This is a genomic window from Moritella sp. PE36 (assembly GCF_000170855.1).
GTDB lineage: Bacteria > Pseudomonadota > Gammaproteobacteria > Enterobacterales > Moritellaceae > Moritella.
On record NZ_ABCQ01000013.1, the window covers coordinates 77,974 to 101,413 of the forward strand.

22 protein-coding genes and 1 riboswitch are annotated in these 23,440 nt (G+C 39.7%); of the genes, 9 read left to right on the forward strand and 13 right to left on the reverse strand.

Going from position 1 to position 23,440, the window contains the following annotated elements; translation table 11 throughout:
- The 10 genes from PE36_RS09990 to PE36_RS10035 all read right to left on the reverse strand — a co-directional run bounded on the left by PE36_RS09990 (nucleotide 1) and on the right by PE36_RS10035 (nucleotide 9,274).
- On the reverse strand, nucleotides 1-918 hold the full coding sequence (locus tag PE36_RS09990; RefSeq protein ID WP_006031889.1) for a type II secretion system F family protein: 918 nt from the start codon (nucleotides 916-918) through the stop codon (nucleotides 1-3).
- A complete protein-coding gene (locus PE36_RS09995; protein ID WP_006031890.1) occupies nucleotides 918-2,201 on the reverse strand; it encodes a CpaF family protein in 1,284 nt (427 codons plus the stop codon). Before PE36_RS09995 ends, PE36_RS09990 begins: the two co-directional genes overlap by 1 nt.
- Nucleotides 2,194-3,435: a P-loop NTPase gene (locus PE36_RS10000; protein ID WP_232286563.1), complete on the reverse strand. Its 1,242-nt coding sequence runs from the start codon at nucleotides 3,433-3,435 to the stop codon at nucleotides 2,194-2,196. The genes PE36_RS09995 and PE36_RS10000 overlap by 8 nt, the downstream gene beginning before the upstream one ends.
- A gap of 7 nt (nucleotides 3,436-3,442) precedes the next feature.
- Nucleotides 3,443-3,979: a hypothetical protein gene (locus PE36_RS10005; protein ID WP_006031892.1), complete on the reverse strand. Its 537-nt coding sequence runs from the start codon at nucleotides 3,977-3,979 to the stop codon at nucleotides 3,443-3,445.
- Entirely contained in the window at nucleotides 3,976-5,310 is a 1,335-nt protein-coding gene (locus PE36_RS10010) for a type II and III secretion system protein family protein (protein WP_043994406.1), read from the reverse strand. The genes PE36_RS10005 and PE36_RS10010 overlap by 4 nt, the downstream gene beginning before the upstream one ends.
- Before the next feature lie 8 nt (nucleotides 5,311-5,318).
- The gene (gene cpaB, locus PE36_RS10015; protein ID WP_006031894.1) at nucleotides 5,319-6,122 is read right to left on the reverse strand and encodes a Flp pilus assembly protein CpaB; all 804 of its coding nucleotides are present in this window, start codon (nucleotides 6,120-6,122) and stop codon (nucleotides 5,319-5,321) included.
- A gap of 7 nt (nucleotides 6,123-6,129) precedes the next feature.
- Nucleotides 6,130-6,564 carry a prepilin peptidase gene (locus PE36_RS10020; protein ID WP_006031895.1) on the reverse strand — a complete coding sequence of 145 codons (435 nt, stop codon included), beginning with the start codon at nucleotides 6,562-6,564 and terminating at the stop codon, nucleotides 6,130-6,132.
- A 2-nt stretch (nucleotides 6,565-6,566) separates the two neighbouring features.
- A complete protein-coding gene (locus PE36_RS10025) occupies nucleotides 6,567-6,779 on the reverse strand; it encodes a Flp family type IVb pilin (RefSeq protein WP_006031896.1) in 213 nt (70 codons plus the stop codon).
- A gap of 280 nt (nucleotides 6,780-7,059) precedes the next feature.
- Nucleotides 7,060-7,944, reverse strand: coding sequence for a LysR family transcriptional regulator (locus PE36_RS10030; RefSeq protein WP_006031897.1), 885 nt, complete (start codon nucleotides 7,942-7,944; stop codon nucleotides 7,060-7,062).
- Between the two features lie 493 nt (nucleotides 7,945-8,437).
- A complete protein-coding gene (locus PE36_RS10035; RefSeq protein WP_006031898.1) occupies nucleotides 8,438-9,274 on the reverse strand; it encodes a TOBE domain-containing protein in 837 nt (278 codons plus the stop codon).
- Between the two features lie 330 nt (nucleotides 9,275-9,604).
- On the opposite strand from PE36_RS10035, the gene PE36_RS10040 reads away from it, so the two are divergent.
- The 7 genes from PE36_RS10040 to PE36_RS10070 all read left to right on the forward strand — a co-directional run bounded on the left by PE36_RS10040 (nucleotide 9,605) and on the right by PE36_RS10070 (nucleotide 16,623).
- The gene (locus PE36_RS10040) at nucleotides 9,605-10,879 is read left to right on the forward strand and encodes a serine dehydratase subunit alpha family protein (protein WP_006031899.1); all 1,275 of its coding nucleotides are present in this window, start codon (nucleotides 9,605-9,607) and stop codon (nucleotides 10,877-10,879) included.
- Nucleotides 10,880-11,154: 275 nt separating this feature from the next.
- A complete protein-coding gene (locus PE36_RS10045; RefSeq protein ID WP_006031900.1) occupies nucleotides 11,155-12,252 on the forward strand; it encodes a diguanylate cyclase in 1,098 nt (365 codons plus the stop codon).
- Nucleotides 12,253-12,377: 125 nt separating this feature from the next.
- Nucleotides 12,378-13,538 carry a diguanylate cyclase gene (locus PE36_RS10050; protein ID WP_006031901.1) on the forward strand — a complete coding sequence of 387 codons (1,161 nt, stop codon included), beginning with the start codon at nucleotides 12,378-12,380 and terminating at the stop codon, nucleotides 13,536-13,538.
- Nucleotides 13,539-13,679: 141 nt separating this feature from the next.
- Nucleotides 13,680-14,477 (forward strand): molybdate ABC transporter substrate-binding protein, encoded by a 798-nt coding sequence (gene modA / locus PE36_RS10055; RefSeq protein WP_006031902.1) that lies wholly within the window; start codon nucleotides 13,680-13,682, stop codon nucleotides 14,475-14,477.
- Nucleotides 14,478-14,505: 28 nt separating this feature from the next.
- Entirely contained in the window at nucleotides 14,506-15,192 is a 687-nt protein-coding gene (modB, locus tag PE36_RS10060; RefSeq protein WP_006031903.1) for a molybdate ABC transporter permease subunit, read from the forward strand.
- A complete protein-coding gene (gene modC / locus PE36_RS10065; protein ID WP_006031904.1) occupies nucleotides 15,192-16,280 on the forward strand; it encodes a molybdenum ABC transporter ATP-binding protein ModC in 1,089 nt (362 codons plus the stop codon). The genes modB and modC overlap by 1 nt, the downstream gene beginning before the upstream one ends.
- 148 nt (nucleotides 16,281-16,428) lie before the next feature.
- Entirely contained in the window at nucleotides 16,429-16,623 is a 195-nt protein-coding gene (locus PE36_RS10070) for a DUF1059 domain-containing protein (protein ID WP_006031905.1), read from the forward strand.
- A gap of 117 nt (nucleotides 16,624-16,740) precedes the next feature.
- Here PE36_RS10070 and PE36_RS10075 read toward each other — a convergent pair whose 3' ends face one another.
- A complete protein-coding gene (locus tag PE36_RS10075; RefSeq protein WP_157517776.1) occupies nucleotides 16,741-17,433 on the reverse strand; it encodes a flagellar brake protein in 693 nt (230 codons plus the stop codon).
- Nucleotides 17,434-17,595: 162 nt separating this feature from the next.
- Here PE36_RS10075 and PE36_RS10080 point away from each other — a divergent pair, with 162 nt between their 5' ends.
- Nucleotides 17,596-18,303 (forward strand): AraC family transcriptional regulator, encoded by a 708-nt coding sequence (locus tag PE36_RS10080; RefSeq protein ID WP_006031907.1) that lies wholly within the window; start codon nucleotides 17,596-17,598, stop codon nucleotides 18,301-18,303.
- A gap of 115 nt (nucleotides 18,304-18,418) precedes the next feature.
- Nucleotides 18,419-19,282 (forward strand): DMT family transporter, encoded by an 864-nt coding sequence (locus tag PE36_RS10085; RefSeq protein ID WP_006031908.1) that lies wholly within the window; start codon nucleotides 18,419-18,421, stop codon nucleotides 19,280-19,282.
- 129 nt (nucleotides 19,283-19,411) lie between these two features.
- Here the strand turns inward: PE36_RS10085 and PE36_RS10090 are convergent, their stop codons facing one another.
- Both PE36_RS10090 and PE36_RS10100 read right to left on the reverse strand, forming a co-directional pair.
- Entirely contained in the window at nucleotides 19,412-21,811 is a 2,400-nt protein-coding gene (locus tag PE36_RS10090; RefSeq protein WP_006031909.1) for a glycosyl hydrolase family 18 protein, read from the reverse strand.
- Nucleotides 21,812-22,456: 645 nt separating this feature from the next.
- Nucleotides 22,457-23,212, reverse strand: a complete 756-nt coding sequence (locus PE36_RS10100; protein ID WP_006031911.1) for a hypothetical protein — start codon at nucleotides 23,210-23,212, stop codon at nucleotides 22,457-22,459.
- 121 nt (nucleotides 23,213-23,333) lie between these two features.
- Nucleotides 23,334-23,433, forward strand: a riboswitch (purine riboswitch).
- The last annotated feature ends 7 nt before the right edge of the window (nucleotides 23,434-23,440 follow it).

The following is a 23,440-nucleotide window of genomic DNA, read 5'->3' on the forward strand; positions in this document are numbered from 1 at the left end:
CTATTTAACTCCCTTCATCAAAGCCCAGATGATAGAAATCCCTATCGCCTCACTGATTAACACGTAATATAAAATCGGTCGACCAGAAGGATGAAACATCACAAACTCAAAGTTTTCAGGGCTAAGGTATTGCAGCAAGAACAAAAACACAAATGGAATTGCGCCAACAATTTTGGCTGAAGCCCGTGCTTCAGATGTTAATGCAAATTTCTTTTTTTCAATTGCTCGAGCATCAAACATTAAACGGTTAAGGCGGGTCATGATCTCTTTGAGTTGACCACCATGGCGCATATTAGCCCGTAACGTGATCACAAAAAATTGAAATGCTGGATAAGGAAAACGGTTGCAAGACTTTTTAAATACCGAATCAGGTGAATCACCTAGTCGTAAGCGATCACCCATTAATTTAAATTCTTTACCAACTTCCCCATCAAGCGCAGTACCAACAAAAATGATAGCATGCATGATACTTTCACCCGAGCTAACGGCACTGGTTAGCATGTTCAGCGCTTCAGGAAAAGCTTCTTCAAACTGCTTTTTCTCTCTACGTTGTAGCCAAAAATAACCAAATATAAAACCAAATATCTCGAAGCTAACAATTACAATGGGTAAAGATCCACGAATAAAACTACTGTTAATATTCATCGCAAAAATTGCGAGAATAAATGCAAATAAGATCACTTTAGCCAGTGCGAATGATCCTAATTGTCTCTGGCAATTAGACCATAATTTAGATAATTTTTGACTCCACGTTTGATCAGAAAGTGTTGCCATATTTACTGCTTGTTGATCTTCATAAACGGTATCAACAAAGACAGTATGATTACTCATATCCAAGTAGTTATGCTGCTGCTTTTTTTTGGGTAAAAATAGCAACAACAGCAATAAGCCACCAATAATTAATGCGAAGAAATACATTAATTAACTCCTTGTGGTGTAAAGACTGCTTTTAATTCATTTTCCAATCCAAAAAATTTCGATTTTTCTACTAATACCGAGCGTTGCATCAGACCTGAAGTAATAAAGTTACCCTGAACTTTACCTTTGTTAGCACCATCATGTGTTGACTGAAAACGGAATATCTCTTCCAATACAACATTGCGGCCTTCCACACCAATCACTTCTGTAATGCTCATCACTTTTCGCGAGCCATCATGTAAGCGACTAATTTGAATAATGATATCTACCGCGCTTACGATAGTCTGACGAATGGCTTCTAACGGTAAGTTATTGGCCGCCATCATCACCATCGCCTCGATTCTGGCTATTGCATCACGAGGAGTATTTGCATGCAATGTTGACATAGAGCCATCATGACCCGTGTTCATTGCCTGCAACATTTCAAAAGCTTCAGGGCCACGACACTCACCAACTACAATACGGTCCGGTCGCATACGCAGTGAGTTGATAACAAGATCTCTCTGGTTAATTTCACCATTGCCTTCAATACCGGCTTTCTGCGTTTCCAAACGTACAACGTGTGGCTGTAACAAGCGTAATTCAGCAGCATCTTCGATAGTAATAATACGTTCATTCTTAGATATAAATTGCGATAGCGCATTAAGCATGGTGGTTTTACCCGAGCCTGTACCGCCAGAAATGATAATATTCAAACGACAGCGCGATGCAATCATAAGCATTTTTGCCATTTCAGGACTCATAGCACCGAATTCTACTAGCTGATCAAAATCAATACTCCGCTTTTTAAATTTACGGATTGAGATGCAGGTACCATCAAGCGCAACTGGCGGGATAACGATATTGACTCGGCTACCATCTTCTAAGCGCGCATCACAAGTTGGCTGCGACTTATCAACACGGCGACCTACACGAGCCGCAATGCGTTTTACGATTTGTAATAGCTGTTCTTCATCAATGAAATTGATCGACGCTGGTTCAACGATGCCAGCTCGCTCAATGAACACATTCTCATGGCCATTAATCATGATGTCACTGATGCTGTCATCATCCATCAAACTTTGTAGAGGGCCAAGACCAAGTAATTCGTCGACTAGGTTTTTAACAAAATCATCACGCATAACGCTAGGAACGCTAAGCCCATCTCGCTCAACAAGTAAATCTACCGCGCTACTGAGCTGAGTTTTCAGCTGCTCGCGGTCGAGGGAATTTACCGCCTCAGGCTCTAAAGCATCAAAAATAAGTGCGCGAATTTGTACATAAATTGATTTTGCATTAATCATACTTAGCTCGCTTTTTTAACCGCGTAAAGAAGCTTGGTTTATCATTTTCTAATGCTTCGCCAACGAGCAAAGATACCAGACGGTGTAAACTTTTCGCCATTTCACCTTTTTGCTGAAAAAGGTGTTTTCCTTCGAGTGTGATAGCGTCAGAATTTGGCTCAAATGGACAAATAATATCTATCGGTTGGCGTAAGAATTTTTCTACTTCTTCGGGTGTCACTGTGGCGTTTTTTTCGACCATCGTATAATTCAACACGATAAAAAATCGCGCCGATGATTTTTCATTGGTAAATTGCGCTTTCACTTTTGCCGCTTCACGAACACTGGCTACTGTTGGTGCAATAACCAATACCATCGCATCACTATTTTGTGCCACATTACGTAAATCTTGCTTACTATTTGCAGATCTAGATAGATCTTCGATAATGAAGTTTTTTTGTTTTTCCAGCTCATTATTTAAGGTGATAATGTATTCTTTTAACTCTAATTCATTCAAATCATCAGAGTCTAGCGCAAGCAATGACAACATATTGTTGACCTTTTTGGTCATACTCATCGCAAAAGCAACATCTAAAGTGCCCGATAACGAACCTCGTTGCACAAGACGTTTTTCAAACTTCTGCAGTCCCATGAGAATATCCATGTTACCGCCACTAAAATTGTGATCAACTAATAGACAGGTACTCTTCTTATTGGTTGTCAGCTGAAATGCAATTTCTGCGGTTAACATCGATGCACCAACGCCACCTTTAGAGCCCCATACCGCAATTTTCTTTGCTACTCGATTCTGACCTAATCCGCTATTTCGCTTGCGGTTATCATTCACACTACGAATAAAATCGATCAATTCTTGCTTAGTGATCGGCCAGAACAGATAGTAATAACCCATGGATTTTAGATTACGAATTGTCGAAATTGCATCTTCACTGCCAATCACAATGACAGACGCATCATTTGGCAATAAATGACTAATCGACTCCATGTCCTTACTAACATTTTTGCTGTTATTAAGCTCAACTAGCACAATTTCAATACTTGACTCACGTACATGAGTTTCAATGTTTTTATCTATATTTTCTAAAATAACTGGCGCTTCAATGCCTTCAAATCTAAATGCTTCAACAACTAGCTCGTGACAAGCTTGCGTTTGATAGAACAATACCGAAGTTAAATGCTCTTCTTTAACTTTGATTGATTTTTCTTTTTTTAAACGATCAACTAAATTAAACATCATTTCCCGCTTATCGATTAGTGTATTCAGCATTAATAGATTGATTTAGCATGTTCTCTGGATTAACCATGGACTGCCAACGCGCATTTTCTGTATAACAACCATCCCCAGGACGACCATAATGAGTCACTTTAGGATTTTGACACACTTCCAAAAGTACTTTATAAACGATTAGGTTAATCTCATAATCAAACCGCTTAGCATCAGTACGACCACCCTGAATAAATTTGATATTTTTGTCACTCACGCCTTTTTTAAGTAATTTTTTATGCGTGTTACTCGCCAAATTTTCACCTACCTTGGTATACCAAATAAGCTCAATATTTTGAGTTAATACAATACTGTTATTCTCTTGTAAAAATAGATCCAACTCTTTTTCAGCACTTTCTTTTTGTTCCGGTGCAATTTTTAAACTTAATGAATAAATCACAGGAACGACATCTACTTGGGTGCCTCGACGCTCTGCGACATGCTCTGCACACGCGGTGACAGTTAATGCGAGGGCACATAATAAGAAACATTGTTTCAATTGATAAAACGAGATCATTTTTTGAATCCTCCAGTAGCTAATACTTCATTTGCCCAGCGCTCACTGGCCTTCTTATAACTGCTATCAATCGCAAAGTAACGTTGCAAAGTCGTTGTTTTCTCCATGGTAGGTAACTGCACTTGAGAAGCATGGATCGGCTTAACTAAATTAACCGTTGCCACAATAATTAATTCAGTCTTATTACGTTGAGTACTCGAGCTACGAAATAGCGCGCCTAAAATTGGAATATCGCCTAAAAATGGGATCTTTTTAATTGACTCAACATCTTCAGTATTTAACAAACCAGCGAGAACAAAGCTTTGGCCATCACCCAACTCAACAGTTGTTCTGGCACGGCGGGTCTTTAATGCCGGTAAATTATATGTGCCACTGCTATATTGATTATCTAAAGTACTGACTTCAGGGCTTAAAGAAAGGATAATTTTGTCATCACGTAATACTTTTGCCATTAAAGATAAGCGTACACCATACTCTTTATAGAGAACGTTGGTGGTGCCATCGACAACGGTAACAACCGGTAATTCACCACCAACAAGGAAGCTTGCGCTTTCGCCTGAAATGACAGATAAATTAGGTTCTGCTAGGATTTGGCCAACTGAATCGTCCGCGATTGCAGTGATAACGGATGCAATATCACTGGCACTAAATTTCGTCACTAAGTTAACAAATGTGCCAGAGGTTTGACCTATCGAACTATATTCAATACCAAAATTTTCTAAGAATGAGTGCGATACTTCGGCAATCGAAAGTTTCACATTAACCTGTTTGACTGCAGCGACTTCAATATTATTCACGATGCCAGCAAAATGACGACGCTTCATAAACTCCATTTCATATTTAGTGTCAGTTCCAGTGCTTTCCCACTGAATAATATAATCGTCTGACTTTTTATTGAGCAACTCACCAACAATGATATTGATGTCATCTTTCTCTTGCTCTGTAGCAACGATGCCGCTCAGCACAACTTGGTCACCCACATTATATATTGTCACATCTGCATTCGGGTATTTCAGTTGAATTTGCTGTTGAATATGCACCAAACTTTTATTGATCACCAATTTATTATTGGTAATGGTATCGCCATTCTCATCAAAAACAATAATCGACGTGCTGCCTATTTTTTTACCGAAAACAACCACTTTATTTGCATCAATCACCTGATAATCGGCAATTTCAGGGTCGGCAATAAATACCGATGCAATCTCTTTAATTGATTTAATTGTTTTCGCTTCGCCTTCTGAAAGGTTAACTATTTTTTGTGCTAACGCTGTATTGATACAAGATACCAACATGAGCATCACGACAGCTATTTTCCTGAAATACCACATATTCTTCCCTAGTTAATACTGATTTTATTAGCGCGAAACTCTTTAATCGCTTTATAGTCAGCTAATACGTCACCGGCATCCGCAGTTAAATCGGCGGCATTATAACTGCCAATTGATTTATGCACTTCTAAATCCGCGATACGCTTTGCAACAGTCAGCTTTGCAACCTGCTTACGAGTCAGTTCTAACACTAAAACCGTTGCAGTAACGTCACTGTTATTTCGGCCACCAGACATTGCACCTTGCTGAATTGTCAATACTTTCACCCCGATTAGCACTGGCGAAACAGAGATTGATTTAAATTTCGGTTGAGATAGTTCATCGCTATTAAACGATATCTTGCTGCCACCACTCGCTAGCGCAAGCACATCAACATAACTGCCATGACTGATAACACCGCCAATAATGACGTCGGGATCAACCTTAATAACAAAAGGAACTCTATTTTCAGCGAGTACTAACTCTACGTATTCAAGGTCATTGGTGGCTGTAATATATTCAGGAAATACAGCCGACTGTACTGTTAACTCGCGGTTGTAAACACTACCTTTATCAAAATTCATATTTGACTCGTCGGCAATACCTAATGCATTTGCTTCACTTTCGGGTAACTGGCGGATACTAAAATCTGAGCGTTCAACAAGTTGTCCACGTTTAACGTCATTACGCAAAAACCACACTTTAATTTTATTCTCTTCAACAACAATTTCTGTTATTTGAGTTTCAGTGGCAGGTGGAGCCTCTGTTAACAACCCATACAAACCAATAACAATCGCAAGTGTTGCAATCGCTATTATTAATTTTGTTTTCATATAAAACCTACAGAGATGCGGCTATTGCAAGAACGCTGGAAAAACAGATTGGAAGAGCATATGGGATCCCATTATCTTGTTTCGATAATTTATTCATGCGAATAGAAAGGTAATAAACAACAGCTAACAAGCCCCCGGTAAATCCAATCACAACAAATGTAAGTAAGATTAAATCGGGCTTTATCGCTAAAGAAAAAGCCATCAATAACTTAATATCGCCCGCTGCAATAACATTAACTTGAGTTAACAGTAAGCCGACCAAAAACAGACCAAGGCATATATAAGTCGCAGCATAATTTCCCGTCAATATCATCAAAAAGAAGGTAACGGTCGCTAATACCATCACAATATCATTGCGAACTTTCCGACTTTTTACATCTTGGTAACAAATGAAACAAGATAAGATGGCTATAATTAGCCATCCCAAAGCTTGTAAATACATGATTAAGGTGTAGTTACATTAGCCTTCGTAATATTTCCTGCAATAGTCGTCATAGCGCCTTTTAACGCAGTTTCTAGACTACCATTAAATACGGCCAGTATGATCGCCGACATAGCGACACCAATGATTGCGTATTCAATTGCCGTTACACCACGTTGATCATTTTTGAAATCATGTAGTGCATTTGTTGTTTTAATATATAGGGCTGTGATCATGTTTTATATTCCATTGTTTAGATAGTCGATTAATTTTCGGATACCATACAGTCAATTAATTAAATAACATAAATACCACCTATCATGTTCCTATATAGGTGTTTAAAAAAAACACTACAACAAACTAATTAACACTAGTAGTGTTTAAATAAAAATATAAAAAGACATCAACAAGATAAAGAAAGCATACATATATTTATTTAGCCATCACGACAATACTGAGAAATCAATCAAAAGAAAGGATAAAAAAGAGTAATAGAAAGAATGGTAGGTAGATAAATTAAATAAATTCAATCTCAGTTATTTGTTGATATAACCAATTTAATTGCGGGTTTAGACGTTTATGTTGAGGCCATAGAATAGACGCAACCCAGTGTTCATTGTTTAATTGATTAAACGCAAAAGATACCTTCGTCAATCGCCCTTCATTCAGATCACGTTTAGTCACAAAATTAGGTAAATGACAAATACCAATACCTGAACGGCAAAATGACAATATTGTATGTATATCTTCGACATACCAAACTTGTGTAGCCACATTTATTTCACTCATAACAGGATATTTTAGGTCTATGGGCGTCAATAACCGAGAATCTGACATGCTTGCAAGACTGATATTGGTGATATCGCCCTCTTTATAGTCAGGAGCTGCGACCCAAGAACTCTGCATATGAAAAGCACTCACAAACTCACAATTCAATTTATCTAAGCCAGAAAAAAGACCAATAGCCAAGTCTAATTTCCTTTCAATAATCTCGTTATAAAGTGATTTACTGTTTTTCTGTATGATGAAAAGATCAACCAGTGGGTATAATTCAGCAAATTCACATATAATTTTAGTTATTTTTTCAGAACAAACTAACGGATCAATTCCTATTCTTATCTTGACGTCACTGATCGCTTCTATTACACGAGATTGGTAAATAAAATCATTATATTGCGACATCATCAACTTAGAGTTTTTGAGTATTTTCTCACCCTTCTCAGTTAATACAGGATACTTTTTATTTCGATTAAACAACTCAAAGCCAAAGTCTATTTCTAAGTTTTGTATAGCAATACTGACCGATGCTTGACTCTTCTTTAATTCTTTTGCTGCTGCACTAAATGAGCCTTTATCAGCTGCTGAAATAAATGATAATAAATTTTCCATTTGTGGTTTCATTTTATTCCTTTATAAAGAACGCCAAAGATCACTGGTATAAGTACATTCTATTACAGAACTATAATAATGTAAAAATATCATCTATAACATATACCTATAGGTGGTCAAAAATAGCACTGACAATCACATGAGTCGCATTTCAGACTTATATTGTCAGTATGTCCATGTTAGAAACCTTGACACTATTAAATTAAATTAAATTAAATTAATTTAATTTAATTATTAATACTTAAAAATAAAAATAAAAATACTGTTTAATAATTAAGTTCAATTATTTAAATTAATATATGCGACGACACTATAATTAGTGAGTGTAAAAAAACACTGTTCAATAAATAATACTGAAAAGATAAGCACTGTAATTTCACTAAAAGGCAGTTAGGTCATACTTATTAACGACGCAATATAAATCACATCATATAAACCGAGGATATGTGTCGGCAGGCATTTGAGCGGCCATAGTTAATGCAGCGGTAAAAATGAGGATGAGATATTAGCTCATACAAGCAACGATAGTTTGGCTTGATGAAAACACCGCATAATATTCACCACCGACAACAATCTTTAATTGATTCGCTAATAGCGTATCAATCGAAGCATAAATCATTTGTATTGGACGACTATCTAAGCTGTTTTTACCAACCAGCGCCAAACTCACTTCTGTGGTCTGACTGTTACTGTGAATTTCATGCACAATACACCGCAATTGGTTTTGCTTCTCATCAGGCTGTCTAGTACAACTAATCGTCACTGCTGGTGCTTTGAATAATAATAAAATTGGTTTGCCAATTGCTAAAGACAACCTCGCACAACTGCTTTGCGTCACACAGGCATTAACTCGTAAACCATTAACCAACTCAACCTGTAAGCGTACATTTAAATTATCATGGTTAGCACTTACATCTGTGATGCTGTTGTCTAATGATAAAATGGTGCCCGATAATTGATTTCGCGCACTGGTTTGCAATGACAAATGCCCCATCACATCCAATAAACTGTTCATCGGGATAGCTTGATCTTGCAAGGCTTCTAAGACCATATCCTGCATTTGCTCAGTCAGCGCGTACATTTGCAATAAACGTTCACCAAAGACAGTCAACTTAGCACCGCCGCCGCCTTTACCACCCTTCTCACTGTGTACCACGGGTTCAGGCAAGCGGGTATTCATGTCTTTAACCGAATCCCACGCCGTCTTGTAACTCATGCCTGCAAACTTAGCACCCTGACTAATCGAACCACAGGCTTGTATCTGTTGTAACAATAGGATCCGTTTAGGGTTAGCAAACACTTTATCTGCAACGGAAATGGTCAATAATGCTTTTAAATCCATGGTCTATCATCCGCTTAAAAATGAAGTCCATATTGTGCGTCATCAGTAAAACAATAACAACATAGGAGTATGTTTGGCTGAAAATAACAAAGAGTAAATTCGACAAAAAGGTGTGATCTGCACCGCAAATGGCCGGTATCGCGATAACATAAGGAAATATCATTCTCTTTAACGGTAAACATTGCTCGATATATGAAAAAATATTCTCCCCATATAGGCGTACAGTAATGTTATCAACGTAAAGAAGCGTCTATTAACGTTAATAAGAGTCTACTAACGTCAAATTAAGTGTTGCTGAAGTAATTTGTCAGCACCAATGAGGGATAGCGAATGAATCATCAATGGCAGCAATATAAACAACTCCTTAATACGTTTGTTAAACCCGCACTTGGTTGTACAGAACCGATATCGGCCGCATATGCCTCTGCGGTTGCAGCAAGTATGCTACCAGCAACACCAGAACAGATCACAGTTCACGTTTCAAATAACCTATATAAAAATTCGATGGGCGTATTTGTACCCGGCACTGGCAAAATCGGCTTAGCCATTGCTGCTGCAGTTGGTGCCATTGCCGGTGATCCAGATGCAGGACTAGAAGTATTAGCACAAATAACCCCACCGCAAGTGACACAAGCACAAGCCTTGATCGATGCGGGCAAGGTTATTGTTAAGCGTACCGATTCAAAAGAGTTTATTTACTGCCATATCGAAGCTAAATGTCGAGATTATGTTGCCGTTGTCGAGATCAGTGGTGGTCATACGAAAATAACCAAGACGACACTAAACGGTAAATTAGTATTCAGTAATAACAGCTGCACAGCCCAAAGTACCAGTAATATCGGTGATGATCTCGATATCACTATTCAAGGAATTTACGATTATGCGATGGGGGCTGACTTTGCCGATATCGACTTTATTCTGGACGCTGCGAAGTTAAACTCAGCCTTAGCCGATGAAGGATTGAACAATGCTTATGGTCTACAAGTAGGCCGAACTATAGAGCAGAATATCCAAAGTGGTTTTATGAGTGCCGACCTAAATAATACCATTATCATGCGCACGGCGGCTGCATCCGATGCTCGTATGGGTGGCGCAACATTACCCGCGATGAGTAATTACGGCAGCGGTAACCAAGGCATAGCCGCAACAGTGCCCGTCGAGATAATTGCTAAGCATTATCAGGCGAGTGATGAACAACTCGCCCGGGCGCTTATTTTAAGTCATCTTGGCGCAATTTATATTAAACAACATTATCCACCGCTATCGGCATTCTGTGGTAATACAGTCACCAGTGCGTCAGCTGCGATGGCGATGGTTTATCTTGCTGGCGGCAATTATGTACAATCATGCTATGCCATCCAGAATGTATTAAGTGACTGCTCGGGCATGGTCTGTGATGGCGCGAAATCGACCTGTGCGATGAAAGTAAAAACCTCGACGAGCAGCGCTGTCACGGCTTTCATGTTAGCGATGAACAATACCCAGGCGTTTGATCAAGGTATTATTGCCCATGATATTGAAGCTAGCATCCGTAATATCGGCATGTTAGTCACCAAAGGTATGGTCAATACCGATGTGACAATCATTAACATCATGTCCGCATAGCACGGATTAAAGACATAAATAACGTGCATAGTAGTACAACGGCTTAAGCTGAACTCCTTGCTACTAAGTTAGTACCAACTTTAAGAGTTGAATTACTCAGTTAATGAGAAAAAATAGCGCCAGCGGGCATATAAACGTATATAATCCTCGCGATTTATCTGGCCTACAGATATCGAATTAGCCTATTTTTTCTTTCATTCGGAGTAACAATGCAGAATCTATCTCCAAAGTCGTACCGACTGCCCCTCCAAAATAAATTGGTTGGTCTGTCAGTCATGATTATTATCGGGATAGTTGCGTTTGTATTATTTTTCTATCACTCTTTTTCAACCAGTTTAGAACAAGAAAAAAAAGCCCAGTCTAAAAACTTTATTGAATCCGCACTCGGTATTATCCAACATTTCCATCAATTAGAACTCTCAGAAAAGTTAACCACTGCAGAAGCACAACAGCTGGCGATGCATACGCTTGAATCAGCGACGTATGGTGATGATGGTTATTTTTGGATCAACGATAGTAACGGTAAAATTCTTATCCAGCCTTACATGCCTAATTTAGTCGGTCTGAATATGACAAACTGGGCCGATAGTACCGGTAAATATATTTTTCAAGAATTCGACCGAGAAGCGAGAAAAGGAGGTGGTTGGGTTTCTTATACTTGGCCTAAGTTAAACACTTCTGAAGAGTTCCCCAAAATATCTTACGTGGCCCACTATCCTGCTTGGGATTGGTTAATTGGTACCGGATTATATCTTGATGATATGAAATCCGATATTTTTTGGGCGGTATTGAGTACCTCAGGTGTCTTACTCTTGGGTTTCCTCATTTTTATCTTTACGATTATTGTCATTATTAACTATTTTGTACATCAGTTAAGTGAATTATCGATACGAGATTCGCTCACTAATCTGTATACAAAACGTTTCTTAAAAGAAATATCTCCAGCGCTATTGAATCATAACAAACTCACAGACCACCATCTTACTGCAATATTCATCGACCTTGACCATTTCAAGTCCATCAATGATCTGCATGGCCATGACAACGGTGACAAAGTACTGAAAAAAGTTGCCAAAATAATGCGTGAGAATGCAAAACAACGTCATTACTGTATGCGTTACGGCGGAGAGGAATTTGTCCTGATTGGCTTCTTTGAAAATGAAATGTCTGCCGTTGATATGGCTGAGACTATCCGTCATCAAGTTTCTGAAGTATGTTTTATAAATGACAATAATGAGTTTAGCGTCACATTAAGTGCAGGCGTTGCATTGCACAATAACCTTATCGACGATAGTTTTGCAAATACAGTGAAACGAGCGGATATGAAGTTGTATGAAGCGAAAACGGCAGGTCGGAATCGCGTTGTTGTTTAACTAAGCAATATAATCAATCTGTTACTTAATATTTCATTTCCAGTGTTTTTTCTCTAAACGATATATCCATACCTATCTGCCGCTAATAAGATGTTTCTCATTTAAAATTACGACATGGTGTTCTGATGAATAATATTGCAGCAAAGTCATACCACTTGCCAATCCAAAAAAAGTTGATTGGTTTATCTGCTGTGATCTTTACAGGACTCATTACTTTTCTATTATTCTTTTATATTTCCTTTTCAGGTAGTTTGGAAAATGAAATAAAAGCCCAATCAAAACACCTCACCGAATCAGCGTCAGGCATGGTCAGCTATTTTTATGACCTTAGCGCAACGGGTCAACTCTCTGATGAAGATGCAAAAAAATACGCCATGGAAGCGCTAAAGCACTCAACCTACAGTGATGATGGCTACTTTTGGATAAGTGGCCTCGATGGTGAAATTTTATTGCAGCCTTATAAACCAGAGCTGGTTGGATTAAGTTTATTAGATTGGCAATATCCCGATGGAACCACCCCTTTCCGCAACATTGACCGGAAAATACGTCAAGGTGGAGGTTGGGTTAACTACCTTTGGTCTAAAAATGATTCATTAGAACAGTACTCTAAGATAGCCTACGTGAGTTATTTTTCTCCCTGGGACTGGCTAATAGGCACTGGTATCTACCTTGATGACATGGAGCAAAATGTTTTTTGGACGGTGGTAAAAGCATCCGGAATATTACTTTTTGGTTTTGTGTTATTCATCGGTACTGCCATTGTGATTGTTAATTTCGTTGTCAACCAGCTCTCAGAGCAATCCGTCCGTGACACACTAACGAAACTTTATACCAAACGTTTTCTGGAAGAAGTGATTCCAGGTATGTTAGAAAATGAAAAACGCAATAACCGCACCCTAGCGGCGGTATTTATGGATATTGATCACTTTAAGGACGTCAATGATAGTTATGGCCATGACTGTGGAGATAAAGTGTTGCAAAAAATAGCCCAAGTCATGCTCGAAAACACCCGAAGCGGCGATTATTGTATCCGCTACGGCGGCGATGAATTTGTCATTATCGGTCCTTGTGATGATGATAAAAACGTTATAGCTGTCGTTGAGCGTATTCGCGAGGAGGCGGCCGCATTGGTTTTTTCACACCATGATATTGACTTTAAGGTGACGCTTAGCGCGGGTATAGCCTTATATGAAAACCATCATGATTCATTTGATGAGACGCTAATTCAAGCAGACATGAAGCTATACCAAGCAAAGAAAATGGGCCGTAATTGTGTCGTCGCTTAAACGACTACTATCCCTAATTAGAAATTAGCCTTGTTAATTTTCATTAACAAGGCTAAAATTTTAAAAATCGATATATAGCTTACTATACAGCGCTGTTCGCGTAAGTCTCAAGCTACAATAAAAATGCCGAAGGGATCGCTCATGATACAAAAATATCGCCATAAATTAAAACAACTCGCGACTATTATTTTATTGATGCTTAGTAGCAATGTCATTGCCGAAGAACGCGTGCTTATCTTTGCAGCAGCTTCATTAACCAATGCCCTGACAGAAGTAGGTATTACATTTAAAGCAGATCCAATAGCAAACCCAACAAAGATTAATCCGGTATTCTCTTTTGCATCGTCTTCAACCTTGGCAAGGCAAGTTGCCCAAGGTGCACCTGCGCAGATTTACCTATCGGCAAACCAAAAATGGATGGATTACTTAGTTGAACAAAAAGCGGTCGCCGCTGACTCTAGAGTCACCTTGTTGCGTAATTCACTGGTTCTCATCGCACCAAACAACAGCCTTGTAGATAACATCACATTAACCAAACATTGGAATATAACGCAAGCTGTTGGAGATAGCAGAATTGCAGTTGGCGATCCAGATCATGTACCCGCTGGTCGTTATGCCAAACAAGCACTAGAGAGTTTAGGCTTATGGCAGCAAGCGATGCCGTTATTAGCCCGTGCCAATAACGTGCGCGGCGCACTTGTCCTCGTCGAGCGTGGCGAGTCCCCGTTTGGCATTGTTTATGCCACTGATGCTCAAATCGCTAAAAAGGTAAAAACAGTGGCGACCTTCCCAGTAACGAGCCATAAGGCGATTGAATATCCGTTAGTCATGGTCAACCGTAACGCCAACGCTGCAACCACAAGCTTCTATCAATATTTACAATCAGACGCTGCACAAGCAATATTTGTCAAATACGGTTTTAAGGTACTCTCTATTTAAGGTCAACTCTATTTTAAGGTAAATAGCTTTGTTAAGTGATTACGAAATTGCAGCCTTGCTGCTGAGTTTAAAAGTATCCAGTGTGGCTGTGTTGTTCAGCCTGCCTTTTGGCATCGCTTGTGCGTGGATATTAGCCCGTTGCGAATTCCCAGGGAAATCGTTATTCGATAGCCTAATACATTTACCTCTGGTATTGCCCCCCGTAGTCATTGGCTATATTTTGTTAATCTCAATGGGTCGCCAAGGCAGCATTGGTGCAGTCCTTTATGATTGGTTTGGCTGGAGTTTTAGCTTTAGCTGGCGTGGAGCGGCACTCGCAGCGGCAATCGTGTCATTTCCGCTAATGGTACGCGCGATCCGTCTGTCATTCGAAAGTGTCGATATACGCTTAGAGCAAGCCGCACGTACCCTAGGTAGTAATCGCTTACGGGTATTTTTTACCATTACTCTACCGCTCACCTTACCCGGCATTGTTTCGGGTATGGTATTAGCCTTTGCCCGCAGTTTAGGCGAATTTGGTTCAACCATTACCTTCGTGTCTAATATTCCCGGTGAAACGCGGACGATTCCACTCGCCATGTACTCTTTTATTCAAACTCCAGGCGCAGAGCATGAAGCCGCACGCCTGTGCGTGATTGCGATCATCATTGCAGTATTATCATTAACCGCATCACAATGGTTAGCCAAAAAAGCCCAACAGCGAGTCGCGTCATAATGTTAACTATTAATATAAAGAAACAGCTTGGCGATTTAGACTTGCAAGTGAATACGACAATTCCGATGCAAGGGATCTGCGCGGTATTTGGTCGCTCTGGTGCAGGTAAAACCTCGTTGGTGAATATTCTCGGCGGGCTATCAACCCCAGATAATGGCCAGCTGACCCTAGGTGATACTCACCTTTATCACCAGCAACAAAAGATTAACCTGCCTCCTGAACGCCGCCGTATCGGTTACGTGTTCCAAGAAGCGCGTTTATTTCCCCACTACAGCGTGCGCGGTAATCTAAATTACGGTAACAAGGATAAAGACCAAGTTCACTTTAATACCGTGGTGAAGTTACTTGGTTTAGATGAATTGTTAAACCGTTATCCATCGACCCTTTCTGGTGGTGAAAAACAGCGCGTTGCCATTGGTCGCGCCTTGTTAACTCGCCCGCAAATGTTATTAATGGATGAGCCACTGGCCGCGCTAGATCTACCGCGTAAACGTGAGCTTATTCCTTATTTATTACAACTTGCTAAGACCCTTAATTTACCCATTATCTATGTAAGCCACAGTTTAGATGAGATCTTACAGCTCGCCGATACCATGCTGGTATTAGACAAAGGAAAAGTATTGGTGAATGGTCCCTTGCAAGACGTTTGGGACAGTCCAGAAATGCGTCCGTGGTTACCCGCCAAAGAGCAAAGCTCATTATTGATAGCGACGGTCACTGAATTGAATGAAGGCTATCGTATGAGTAAGTTAGCCCTCGCTGATGGTACTTCTCTGTGGATCAATGGTTTACCTTTACCTGTGAGTAGTAAACTACGCGTGCGTATTCATGCCAACCATGTATCCCTGTGTATTAACCGCCCGACAGACAGCAGCATCCGTAATATTCTACCGACGACGATCTCCGATATCATACACTCGGAATCAAGTGATAATGTGCAAGTTAAATTGGCGTTTGGTGCTGACCATATATGGGCCAATATCACCCGCTGGGCATGTGATGATTTAGCGTTAACAGTTGGGCAAGCTGTATATGCGCAGATCAAAGGCGTGAGCATGACCGAGAGTGAATTAGCACAGTCGTTTTGATTATGCTTTTCACCTTAGAACATGGTGATATTTTGCTATAATTAGGCTCTGGAACGCGAGTAATTTGTTCTTAAAATTGGTCGACTAAATAGATTCAATAACTTGAAAGCCGACTCTACAATTTAACAGATTTAAGAGGTACATAATTATGGCCAGGTATTATATTGATTGTCGCGATTACCCCGGTGAGGTGAAATGCTCAGTCGCACTTGCTGCAGATACCAAAGAAGAACTACTGCAAGCCGTTGTCGAACATGGCACCAAAGTACACGGCTACGAAGATACACCGGAATTCAGAGACAATATAACTAAAGAATTTAAAGAAGGTACCCCACCAATGTAACTTGGTAAGTGCACCAGGTGACAAGATAAAAAAGGCTGCATCCTGTTTAAATTTAAACAAAATACAGCCTTTCTCGTATTCTTTTATCAATCTAACTGCACGTAATTAATATAATCTCTAAAGTACACCGCTAAGCGAAAACCGACCATTATTGCGCGTTTCAATGATGCTATTATGAAAAATATCCTTTTTCAATTCAAGCTGACTCTGGTTAAATTTGATCCCTACTTTGCATTGATTAGCGCCTGCTTGAACACTAATAACTTGCCCTTCAAGTTCAGCTTGTTTATCTGAAGTAATTGATAGACTAATATTTATTTTATTGCCCTTAAATATATATATTTCTTTATTTTCAATAACTAAACCACATCCAGAAATAGAGAAATCCATCATTTTTGCTGAACATTGTTTTCCATTGCAGTTAATATCGACTGTATATACGGTATCAATCCGAGGTTGTTCGCGGATCTTATGGGTAGCGATGTTGACGGGCATATCAAGCGACAGCATTTTAACTGGTCGATATATGATGGTATTAATCTTCGTTTTAAATGCGACAATATCTCTGAAGCTGGTATCAGTAATAGCCCGAACAATAATATTAGCATTTTCTAGAAAAATTTTATCAAATCCAGAATCACGCCCCATCGGGTATTCGATCAAGATGAAAGCATCTTTTTTATAGCCAATTAAGCGAGATGTAGCTTGCGATTTTGTGCCATTAGGGAAAGTAACTTCGATTAGCAAGCGCATGCCAATGTGCATTAATTTAAGCGCATCAACATCTAATTCAGCTTGAGCAACGTTCATATTTAACATCTTTACAGCGTTTAACTTCGAGACTGGGATAATAGCTTTTATCACTACCTTTATCAAAACTTTCAGCGGAACATCACAAATTGACCCTATTAAAATAAACACTTCCCCTTTAATATATTAAATACTCTCCATCACCAAGAAGAAGCGGATAACATGCCAAACAACCTTTCTATTCGCGCTTATACCAGCCAAATACGCAGTCATTTTCATGAGTTCCATCAGTTAGTGTTGCCGTTACATGGCGCGATTGATATTAAGGTTGGCGATTACACCGGTAAAGTTAGCTTTGGTGATTGCGTGATCATTAAAGCAGGACAACAACATGACTTTCGAGCTGATGATGCTGCTCGTTTTATTGTGGTTGATATGGAAAATTTCCCCGATAATATTACCGGATCAAGTATTGCAAAATTCTCAATCAACCCGCCCCTGCTTGCTTATATACAGTTCATCGACAAACAGCTAGCGCATCAAGTAAACAAGCAACTTGAATCCACGGCTTTTGCATTGTTTTATCAACTCCTTGCTCAGCAATCATGTAATGAACGTATTGACCCTCGAATTGCCGAGGTTATCCACTTCATCAAACAAGATGTCAGTGTGCTATTTAGCATCGAACAGTTAGCTAAAATTGCGTGTTTAAGCACCAGCCAATACAAAAATTTATTCAAACAGAATATAAATATGACTACGCATAAATACATCACCCAACTGCGTATGGAAAAGGCCTCTGCACTGCTCGCTCATACCGATCTGCCTATTCGTATTGTCGCAGAACAAGTCGGCTATCAAGACCTGTCCGCCTTTAGTCGACGTTTTTCGAACTATTTCGGCCAATCTCCCAAAGCATTCAGCTATTAGTTAGCTATCTATAAACAAGCAGCGTTTCAGTCAATAAAATCGTCCTTTCAGCAAACTGATCTATATGTTTAAGGTTTATTATCATGTTATTAAAATTACTTAAGGATAATAAGTCATGGCTACATTATACGGTTTGATGGCAATAGGATTATGGGGCACTTTAGCGCTATTAGGCACAGTTACGGCTAATATCCCTGCATTTCAATTACTCTCACTGTGTTTTACTATCTCCGCAATCATTGTCGTTATCAAACGAATCGCGATTAAAAAGCCCATATTTACCAAACCATCGTTAACCCTAACGCAGTGGCTGCTTGGCATAATTGGGCTGTTTGGATTTCACTTCTGTTATTTCATGGCGCTTAAATTCGCGCCAGTTATCGAGGTCAGTTTAATTGTGTATCTGTGGCCATTATTGTTAGCTACGCTTGTAGCGAACAAACAAAGTCGATTCAGAGCACTCATCGGCGGCAGCTTAGGCTTTATCGGAATCGCTTTCATTATCGTTGGTAATGGTGAGCTAACCTTAAATAGCGACTATCGAATTGGTTATGTTCTTGCTGCTATTTGCGCTGTTATTTGGGGCAGCTATTCATGGTTCTTATCAACATCAAACAACGACGTTGAAGACATCGCTTGGTTATCTGCAGCCGTTGCATTATTAGCATTACTCGCGCATTGGCAATTTGAAACCAGTGATTGGAGTTTTAGCCTGTCGGAATGGGGCGGAATATTATTACTCGGGTTAGGTCCTGTCGGCGGCGCGTTTTATTTATGGGATATAGCGTTAAAAAAAGGTAACCAGCAATTGTTAGCGTCATTAAGTTTTAGCACACCACTCATTTCATCTGTTATTCTCGCCATTGCAGGCTTTAACGCTTGGTCTGCTAACATCATCATTGCACTCGCGTTAATATTATCAGGAGCGATTATTGCTAATACGAAGAAAAAACGAGTGTTTGGTGATGTCCATATATAGGCGAACATCACCCCTCAAGTTGATTACGCATTAATATCTCTTTTCAATAAAATATTAATGCGTCATTTAGTCTCAGTACAAATCATTGCCAGCGAGTGAAGATCCTTCATCTCTCGCTGACGCGTTAACTTAAGCTCCTGAACATGTCACAGGAGTCCAGAACCAAGATGTTGCGGTTGGTACTTCCCAAGTACCAGGGCTATTTTTAGCTTCGTAGCACGAGCCTTGATACGAATATACTTCACCGTTAGAGACTTGAGTCGAACCCGCAACAAATAGTGTTTCAGTAACAACCTCATCGACAACACATTGACCGTCGACAAGCGAAGCGCCTTCTTCACAAACGATTGGGTCTACAACACATTCACCGTTTACAATAGAAGAACCGTCTTCACAAACTAAGCCTTGAGCGTGACCAGTAATCGTGACTGTTTTTTGAGATAAAGTGCCTTCATTATCTGTTGCTTTGAATATAACAGTGTTGCTACCAACCGTTACCACAAAGCTGCCTGAGTAAGTTGTAGCATCTTGAGTCACGGTTTGACTTACACCATTAACAGTGACTTCAACAGTGGCAACTGATTTATCATCCGTAATTAATGCTGAGAATTGAGCCGTATCACCTTCAGTGTGTGCCACTGAACCAGATGGAGATGTAATGCTAATGCTCGGCGCTTCATTCGTGATGATGTTACCAGACCAATTCGTTTGACCTTGTGGGTTATTTACAGCTTGATTCATCGCGTTTAAGATATCGCCGTTACCATCACCATCGATTTCCCATGAGAAGATACCACCAAGACCTAGGCTCTTAAGGTATTCACCTTTAGCAAGTACTGAGCGAGGCGTATCATATGTCAATAATGTACTACTCACTTCATCCCAAACAAATGATGCTTTAGCTATTTCATCCCAACCTATGATTGCATTTGGGTTTGACTCTAGGAATTTAAGGACACCACGATAATCCATGATGCCAGCTTCCCAAGCCCAAGCTGCTTCGTTTACGTCTGTACCATCGCCACCAAGACTACCGTTAAATGGACTACCTTCGGAAGAATCTATGTGTGAACCGATAGCGCCGATTGGGTTACCATTTTCAGCGACAACATCTTGCCAACCACGAGCATACATTGCAGCACCAACAACTAATTTCTTAGCTGGAACACCTTGCGCGAGTAAAAGTTTAGTTGCGTTATCTAATGTGTATTCAGGTTTCCCAGCAAACTCGCCAGCACCGTTACATTTGTCAGCTGAAATGTGGGCGCCACAATAAATACCTGTTTGGTGACCCGTATTTGGACCCCATGCACCGTAGAAGTCGTAAGACATCATGAAAATATTATCCATGTACTGTGAAGCAGCACCATAATCAACATCTTCGATCTTGTCGTAACCAACACCGATTGCAGATGTAAGTTCATATTTACGACCATATTCAGCTTCAAGTCCATCCAACATTGCACGTAATTCTTGCATTAATGCGACGTAAGCTGGGCCGTCTTTTTCTGGATCTCCTAAGCTTGCATTTGCACCGTCACCACCTGGGAATTCCCAATCAATATCGATACCATCGTAGAATTTCCACGTTTTTAAAAATTCTTTTGCTGAAGCGACAAATACATCACGGTTTGCTTTTTCAGTGAAACCGAAGAATGGGTCAGATAATGTCCAACCACCGATAGATGGAACAATTTTAATGTGTGGATAGGCTTTTTTAAGCGCCATTAAGCCACCGTAAGTACCTTTACCTATTTCTAATGAACCCACTTTTTTACCGTCTAAACGTGTTGCAGGTTCACCGTAAGTAGAGTTCAGAGCAGCCCATGTATCATGAATAACAACAGAGTAATCAGGAAGGCCTGCGCACATCTTTTGTAATAACTCATGGCCTGATGGGTTTGGATCTAGTAAAGATTTATTATCACCTGTACCACCACAAATTGGAATGAAACCGTAGATGATGTGCGTTAGGTTATTAGCAGGAATGTCGTTAACGTTGTATTTACGACCGTACACTCCCCATTCAACGAAGTAAGTACCGACAATATTATCTTTTTGTTGTGCGTAAGGCGTGTTCGCCGGATCAGTCGTCATTGGCAGGTCAGCTTTTAAATGCGAACCGTCTGTATCCGAGATTAATAGTTCAGTCGTTGCGCTTTCGCTGCAGCCATCGGCGTTACATAAACGCACAACCATGTCTTTTAAACCACCTTCAGTGAAAGATAAAACCGTACTTTTCCCTGTACCTGAACCAGACATCATGATTTCACCGTTAACTTCTACTTCCCATTTTGTCGCTTTATCGCCAGACCAAACATTCCAAGAAACAGGTACTTCAACAACGTCAACACGTGTATACATGTCTTTATAACTAACGACTGCATCAGTATTAATTGTTATAAAACCTAATTTGGAATAATCGGCCCACGCGATTGATGGTGCTTGAGGTGCTGCCGCAAGTACAGGTGCACTAATTGCCGCTACTATCGCTAACTTAAGCGAACTTTTTAAAAATATTGATTTCACAAGAACTCCATGTATTAAATTAGAAAGTCGAAAATAGGCGTAATTACATACAACATGTATTGACGGATATTCAAACAGTAATCATGCCTGTCAAGATCAAACCTCTCCAGAGGTTTATATAAAAGCTACTTTCAATTGTTAATTTGCGCAACAAAAAAAAGAACACGAAAACAACAAAGTTTGAGTTCTATCAAACAATACGGTCAGACCAGTATATTTTTAATTATTGAAATAGTTAAATAATGGGTAATGTTAATCCCGAATCAACCTTCTACAAAAAGAGAATAACACACTTTGAAAACAATAACTTACAAGAAACCTCACCATCATTTATAGCAAAAAAACCAGAAGGAGGTGAGATGAAACAACTTTTCTGTTATTTCATCTCACTCAAATTTATACCTGTCATGGAGGTCCGTCTAATTGTTTTTTTATGGCCATTATTAACAACACTGCTAATAAACAAAGTCGATTAAGGTACTCATCGTGGGCTGTTTAGGGTCTCTCGGCGGCAAGTTTAAACACTTGGTCTACTAACATCATCATTGCACTCGCGTTAATATTATCCGGTGCAATTATTGCTAATATGAAGCCAAAACCAGTCGCTATAAAGCTCTAACAGTAGATAGTCTAAGTAAACCCAAGTTACTGCAATTTTTGTTTACGGTAACTTGTTAAACAAACCACATTATCAGGTATCGCTTTGTGCTCTTGTTTACTATCTTCAACTGACTTTGGATAAGGGCTGGGGAAATGACCGTTGGGTGTATCGGGATAACTATCACGGGCCAAACCTTTGGCAAAACGAAATAAAGTATCTTCAAGCATACGTACGACTGGAACAAAACGACCATTACGCCCTTCTTTGGCGATACGTTTACGTATTTCATTAATGTGCATAGACAAACCATACGCTTCATCATCGTTATAAGCCGTGACATCATTATTATCACCACTTTGACGGATCCAAGACTCTGTATCGCTGACATGACGGTTCACACTTAAGTCTGTATTTTTAAACCAACAAAATCCCTCTGTTTCGCTGAGAAATTGCGAGGTAACTATGTCAGCAACAGACTCTTCAATCGAACCACTGTGCAGCATTAGATTAACCATTTCAATAAATAATCGCCCTAAAAACATCTCTTCAAATTCAGCTTGAGTGGGTGGTGCAAGATTGGGAAAGATCATCACATAACGGCTGCGGGCTTCCACCGCGATAACGGTATAATAGTGAGACTGAACATTGTTTTTAATCACATGGCACTGCCAAGCAAGCGTCTCGACATCAGTAGTGATCGTTTGTTTTCCAATCTTTTTACCGTCGACACTAGGTATTCTGATTAAGTCCAGCTTCATCCATTTACACAGCGCATTACTTGCTGATATTTGAATCTTCATAATAAAGTCCTGTGCCTTATTCAATACTAAATAATTCTATCGTTAATCAATATAATAACACCTAGGTTGACAGCGCCAAAGGATAGCACCCACGAATTGCAGTGTTTAAACCATACTGCTAAACTACGTCATTAAATCACTTCGTATAATCCCAATAATATGGTTTGGGAGTTTCTACCAAGATCCTTAAACTCTTGATTATGAAGTCTGTAACTTTAAAACCTAAAA

Excerpts from the sequence above, each read along its gene's own strand:
- PE36_RS09995 (WP_006031890.1), bottom strand. The coding sequence starts at position 2,201 with ATGATTAATGCAAAATCAATTTATGTACAAATTCGCGCACTTATTTTT.
- PE36_RS10025 (WP_006031896.1), bottom strand. The coding sequence starts at position 6,779 with ATGATCACAGCCCTATATATTAAAACAACAAATGCACTACATGATTTC.
- PE36_RS10080 (WP_006031907.1), top strand. The coding sequence starts at position 17,596 with ATGCCAAACAACCTTTCTATTCGCGCTTATACCAGCCAAATACGCAGT.
- PE36_RS10030 (WP_006031897.1), bottom strand. The coding sequence starts at position 7,944 with ATGAAACCACAAATGGAAAATTTATTATCATTTATTTCAGCAGCTGAT.
- modC (WP_006031904.1), top strand. The coding sequence starts at position 15,192 with ATGTTAACTATTAATATAAAGAAACAGCTTGGCGATTTAGACTTGCAA.
- PE36_RS10035 (WP_006031898.1), bottom strand. The coding sequence starts at position 9,274 with ATGGATTTAAAAGCATTATTGACCATTTCCGTTGCAGATAAAGTGTTT.
- cpaB (WP_006031894.1), bottom strand. The coding sequence starts at position 6,122 with ATGAAAACAAAATTAATAATAGCGATTGCAACACTTGCGATTGTTATT.
- modA (WP_006031902.1), top strand. The coding sequence starts at position 13,680 with ATGATACAAAAATATCGCCATAAATTAAAACAACTCGCGACTATTATT.
- PE36_RS10040 (WP_006031899.1), top strand. The coding sequence starts at position 9,605 with ATGAATCATCAATGGCAGCAATATAAACAACTCCTTAATACGTTTGTT.
- PE36_RS09990 (WP_006031889.1), bottom strand. The coding sequence starts at position 918 with ATGTATTTCTTCGCATTAATTATTGGTGGCTTATTGCTGTTGTTGCTA.
- PE36_RS10005 (WP_006031892.1), bottom strand. The coding sequence starts at position 3,979 with ATGATCTCGTTTTATCAATTGAAACAATGTTTCTTATTATGTGCCCTC.
- PE36_RS10050 (WP_006031901.1), top strand. The coding sequence starts at position 12,378 with ATGAATAATATTGCAGCAAAGTCATACCACTTGCCAATCCAAAAAAAG.
- PE36_RS10000 (WP_232286563.1), bottom strand. The coding sequence starts at position 3,435 with ATGATGTTTAATTTAGTTGATCGTTTAAAAAAAGAAAAATCAATCAAA.
- PE36_RS10085 (WP_006031908.1), top strand. The coding sequence starts at position 18,419 with ATGGCTACATTATACGGTTTGATGGCAATAGGATTATGGGGCACTTTA.
- PE36_RS10075 (WP_157517776.1), bottom strand. The coding sequence starts at position 17,433 with ATGAACGTTGCTCAAGCTGAATTAGATGTTGATGCGCTTAAATTAATG.
- PE36_RS10010 (WP_043994406.1), bottom strand. The coding sequence starts at position 5,310 with ATGTGGTATTTCAGGAAAATAGCTGTCGTGATGCTCATGTTGGTATCT.
- PE36_RS10020 (WP_006031895.1), bottom strand. The coding sequence starts at position 6,564 with ATGTATTTACAAGCTTTGGGATGGCTAATTATAGCCATCTTATCTTGT.
- PE36_RS10100 (WP_006031911.1), bottom strand. The coding sequence starts at position 23,212 with ATGAAGATTCAAATATCAGCAAGTAATGCGCTGTGTAAATGGATGAAG.
- PE36_RS10045 (WP_006031900.1), top strand. The coding sequence starts at position 11,155 with ATGATTATTATCGGGATAGTTGCGTTTGTATTATTTTTCTATCACTCT.
- PE36_RS10070 (WP_006031905.1), top strand. The coding sequence starts at position 16,429 with ATGGCCAGGTATTATATTGATTGTCGCGATTACCCCGGTGAGGTGAAA.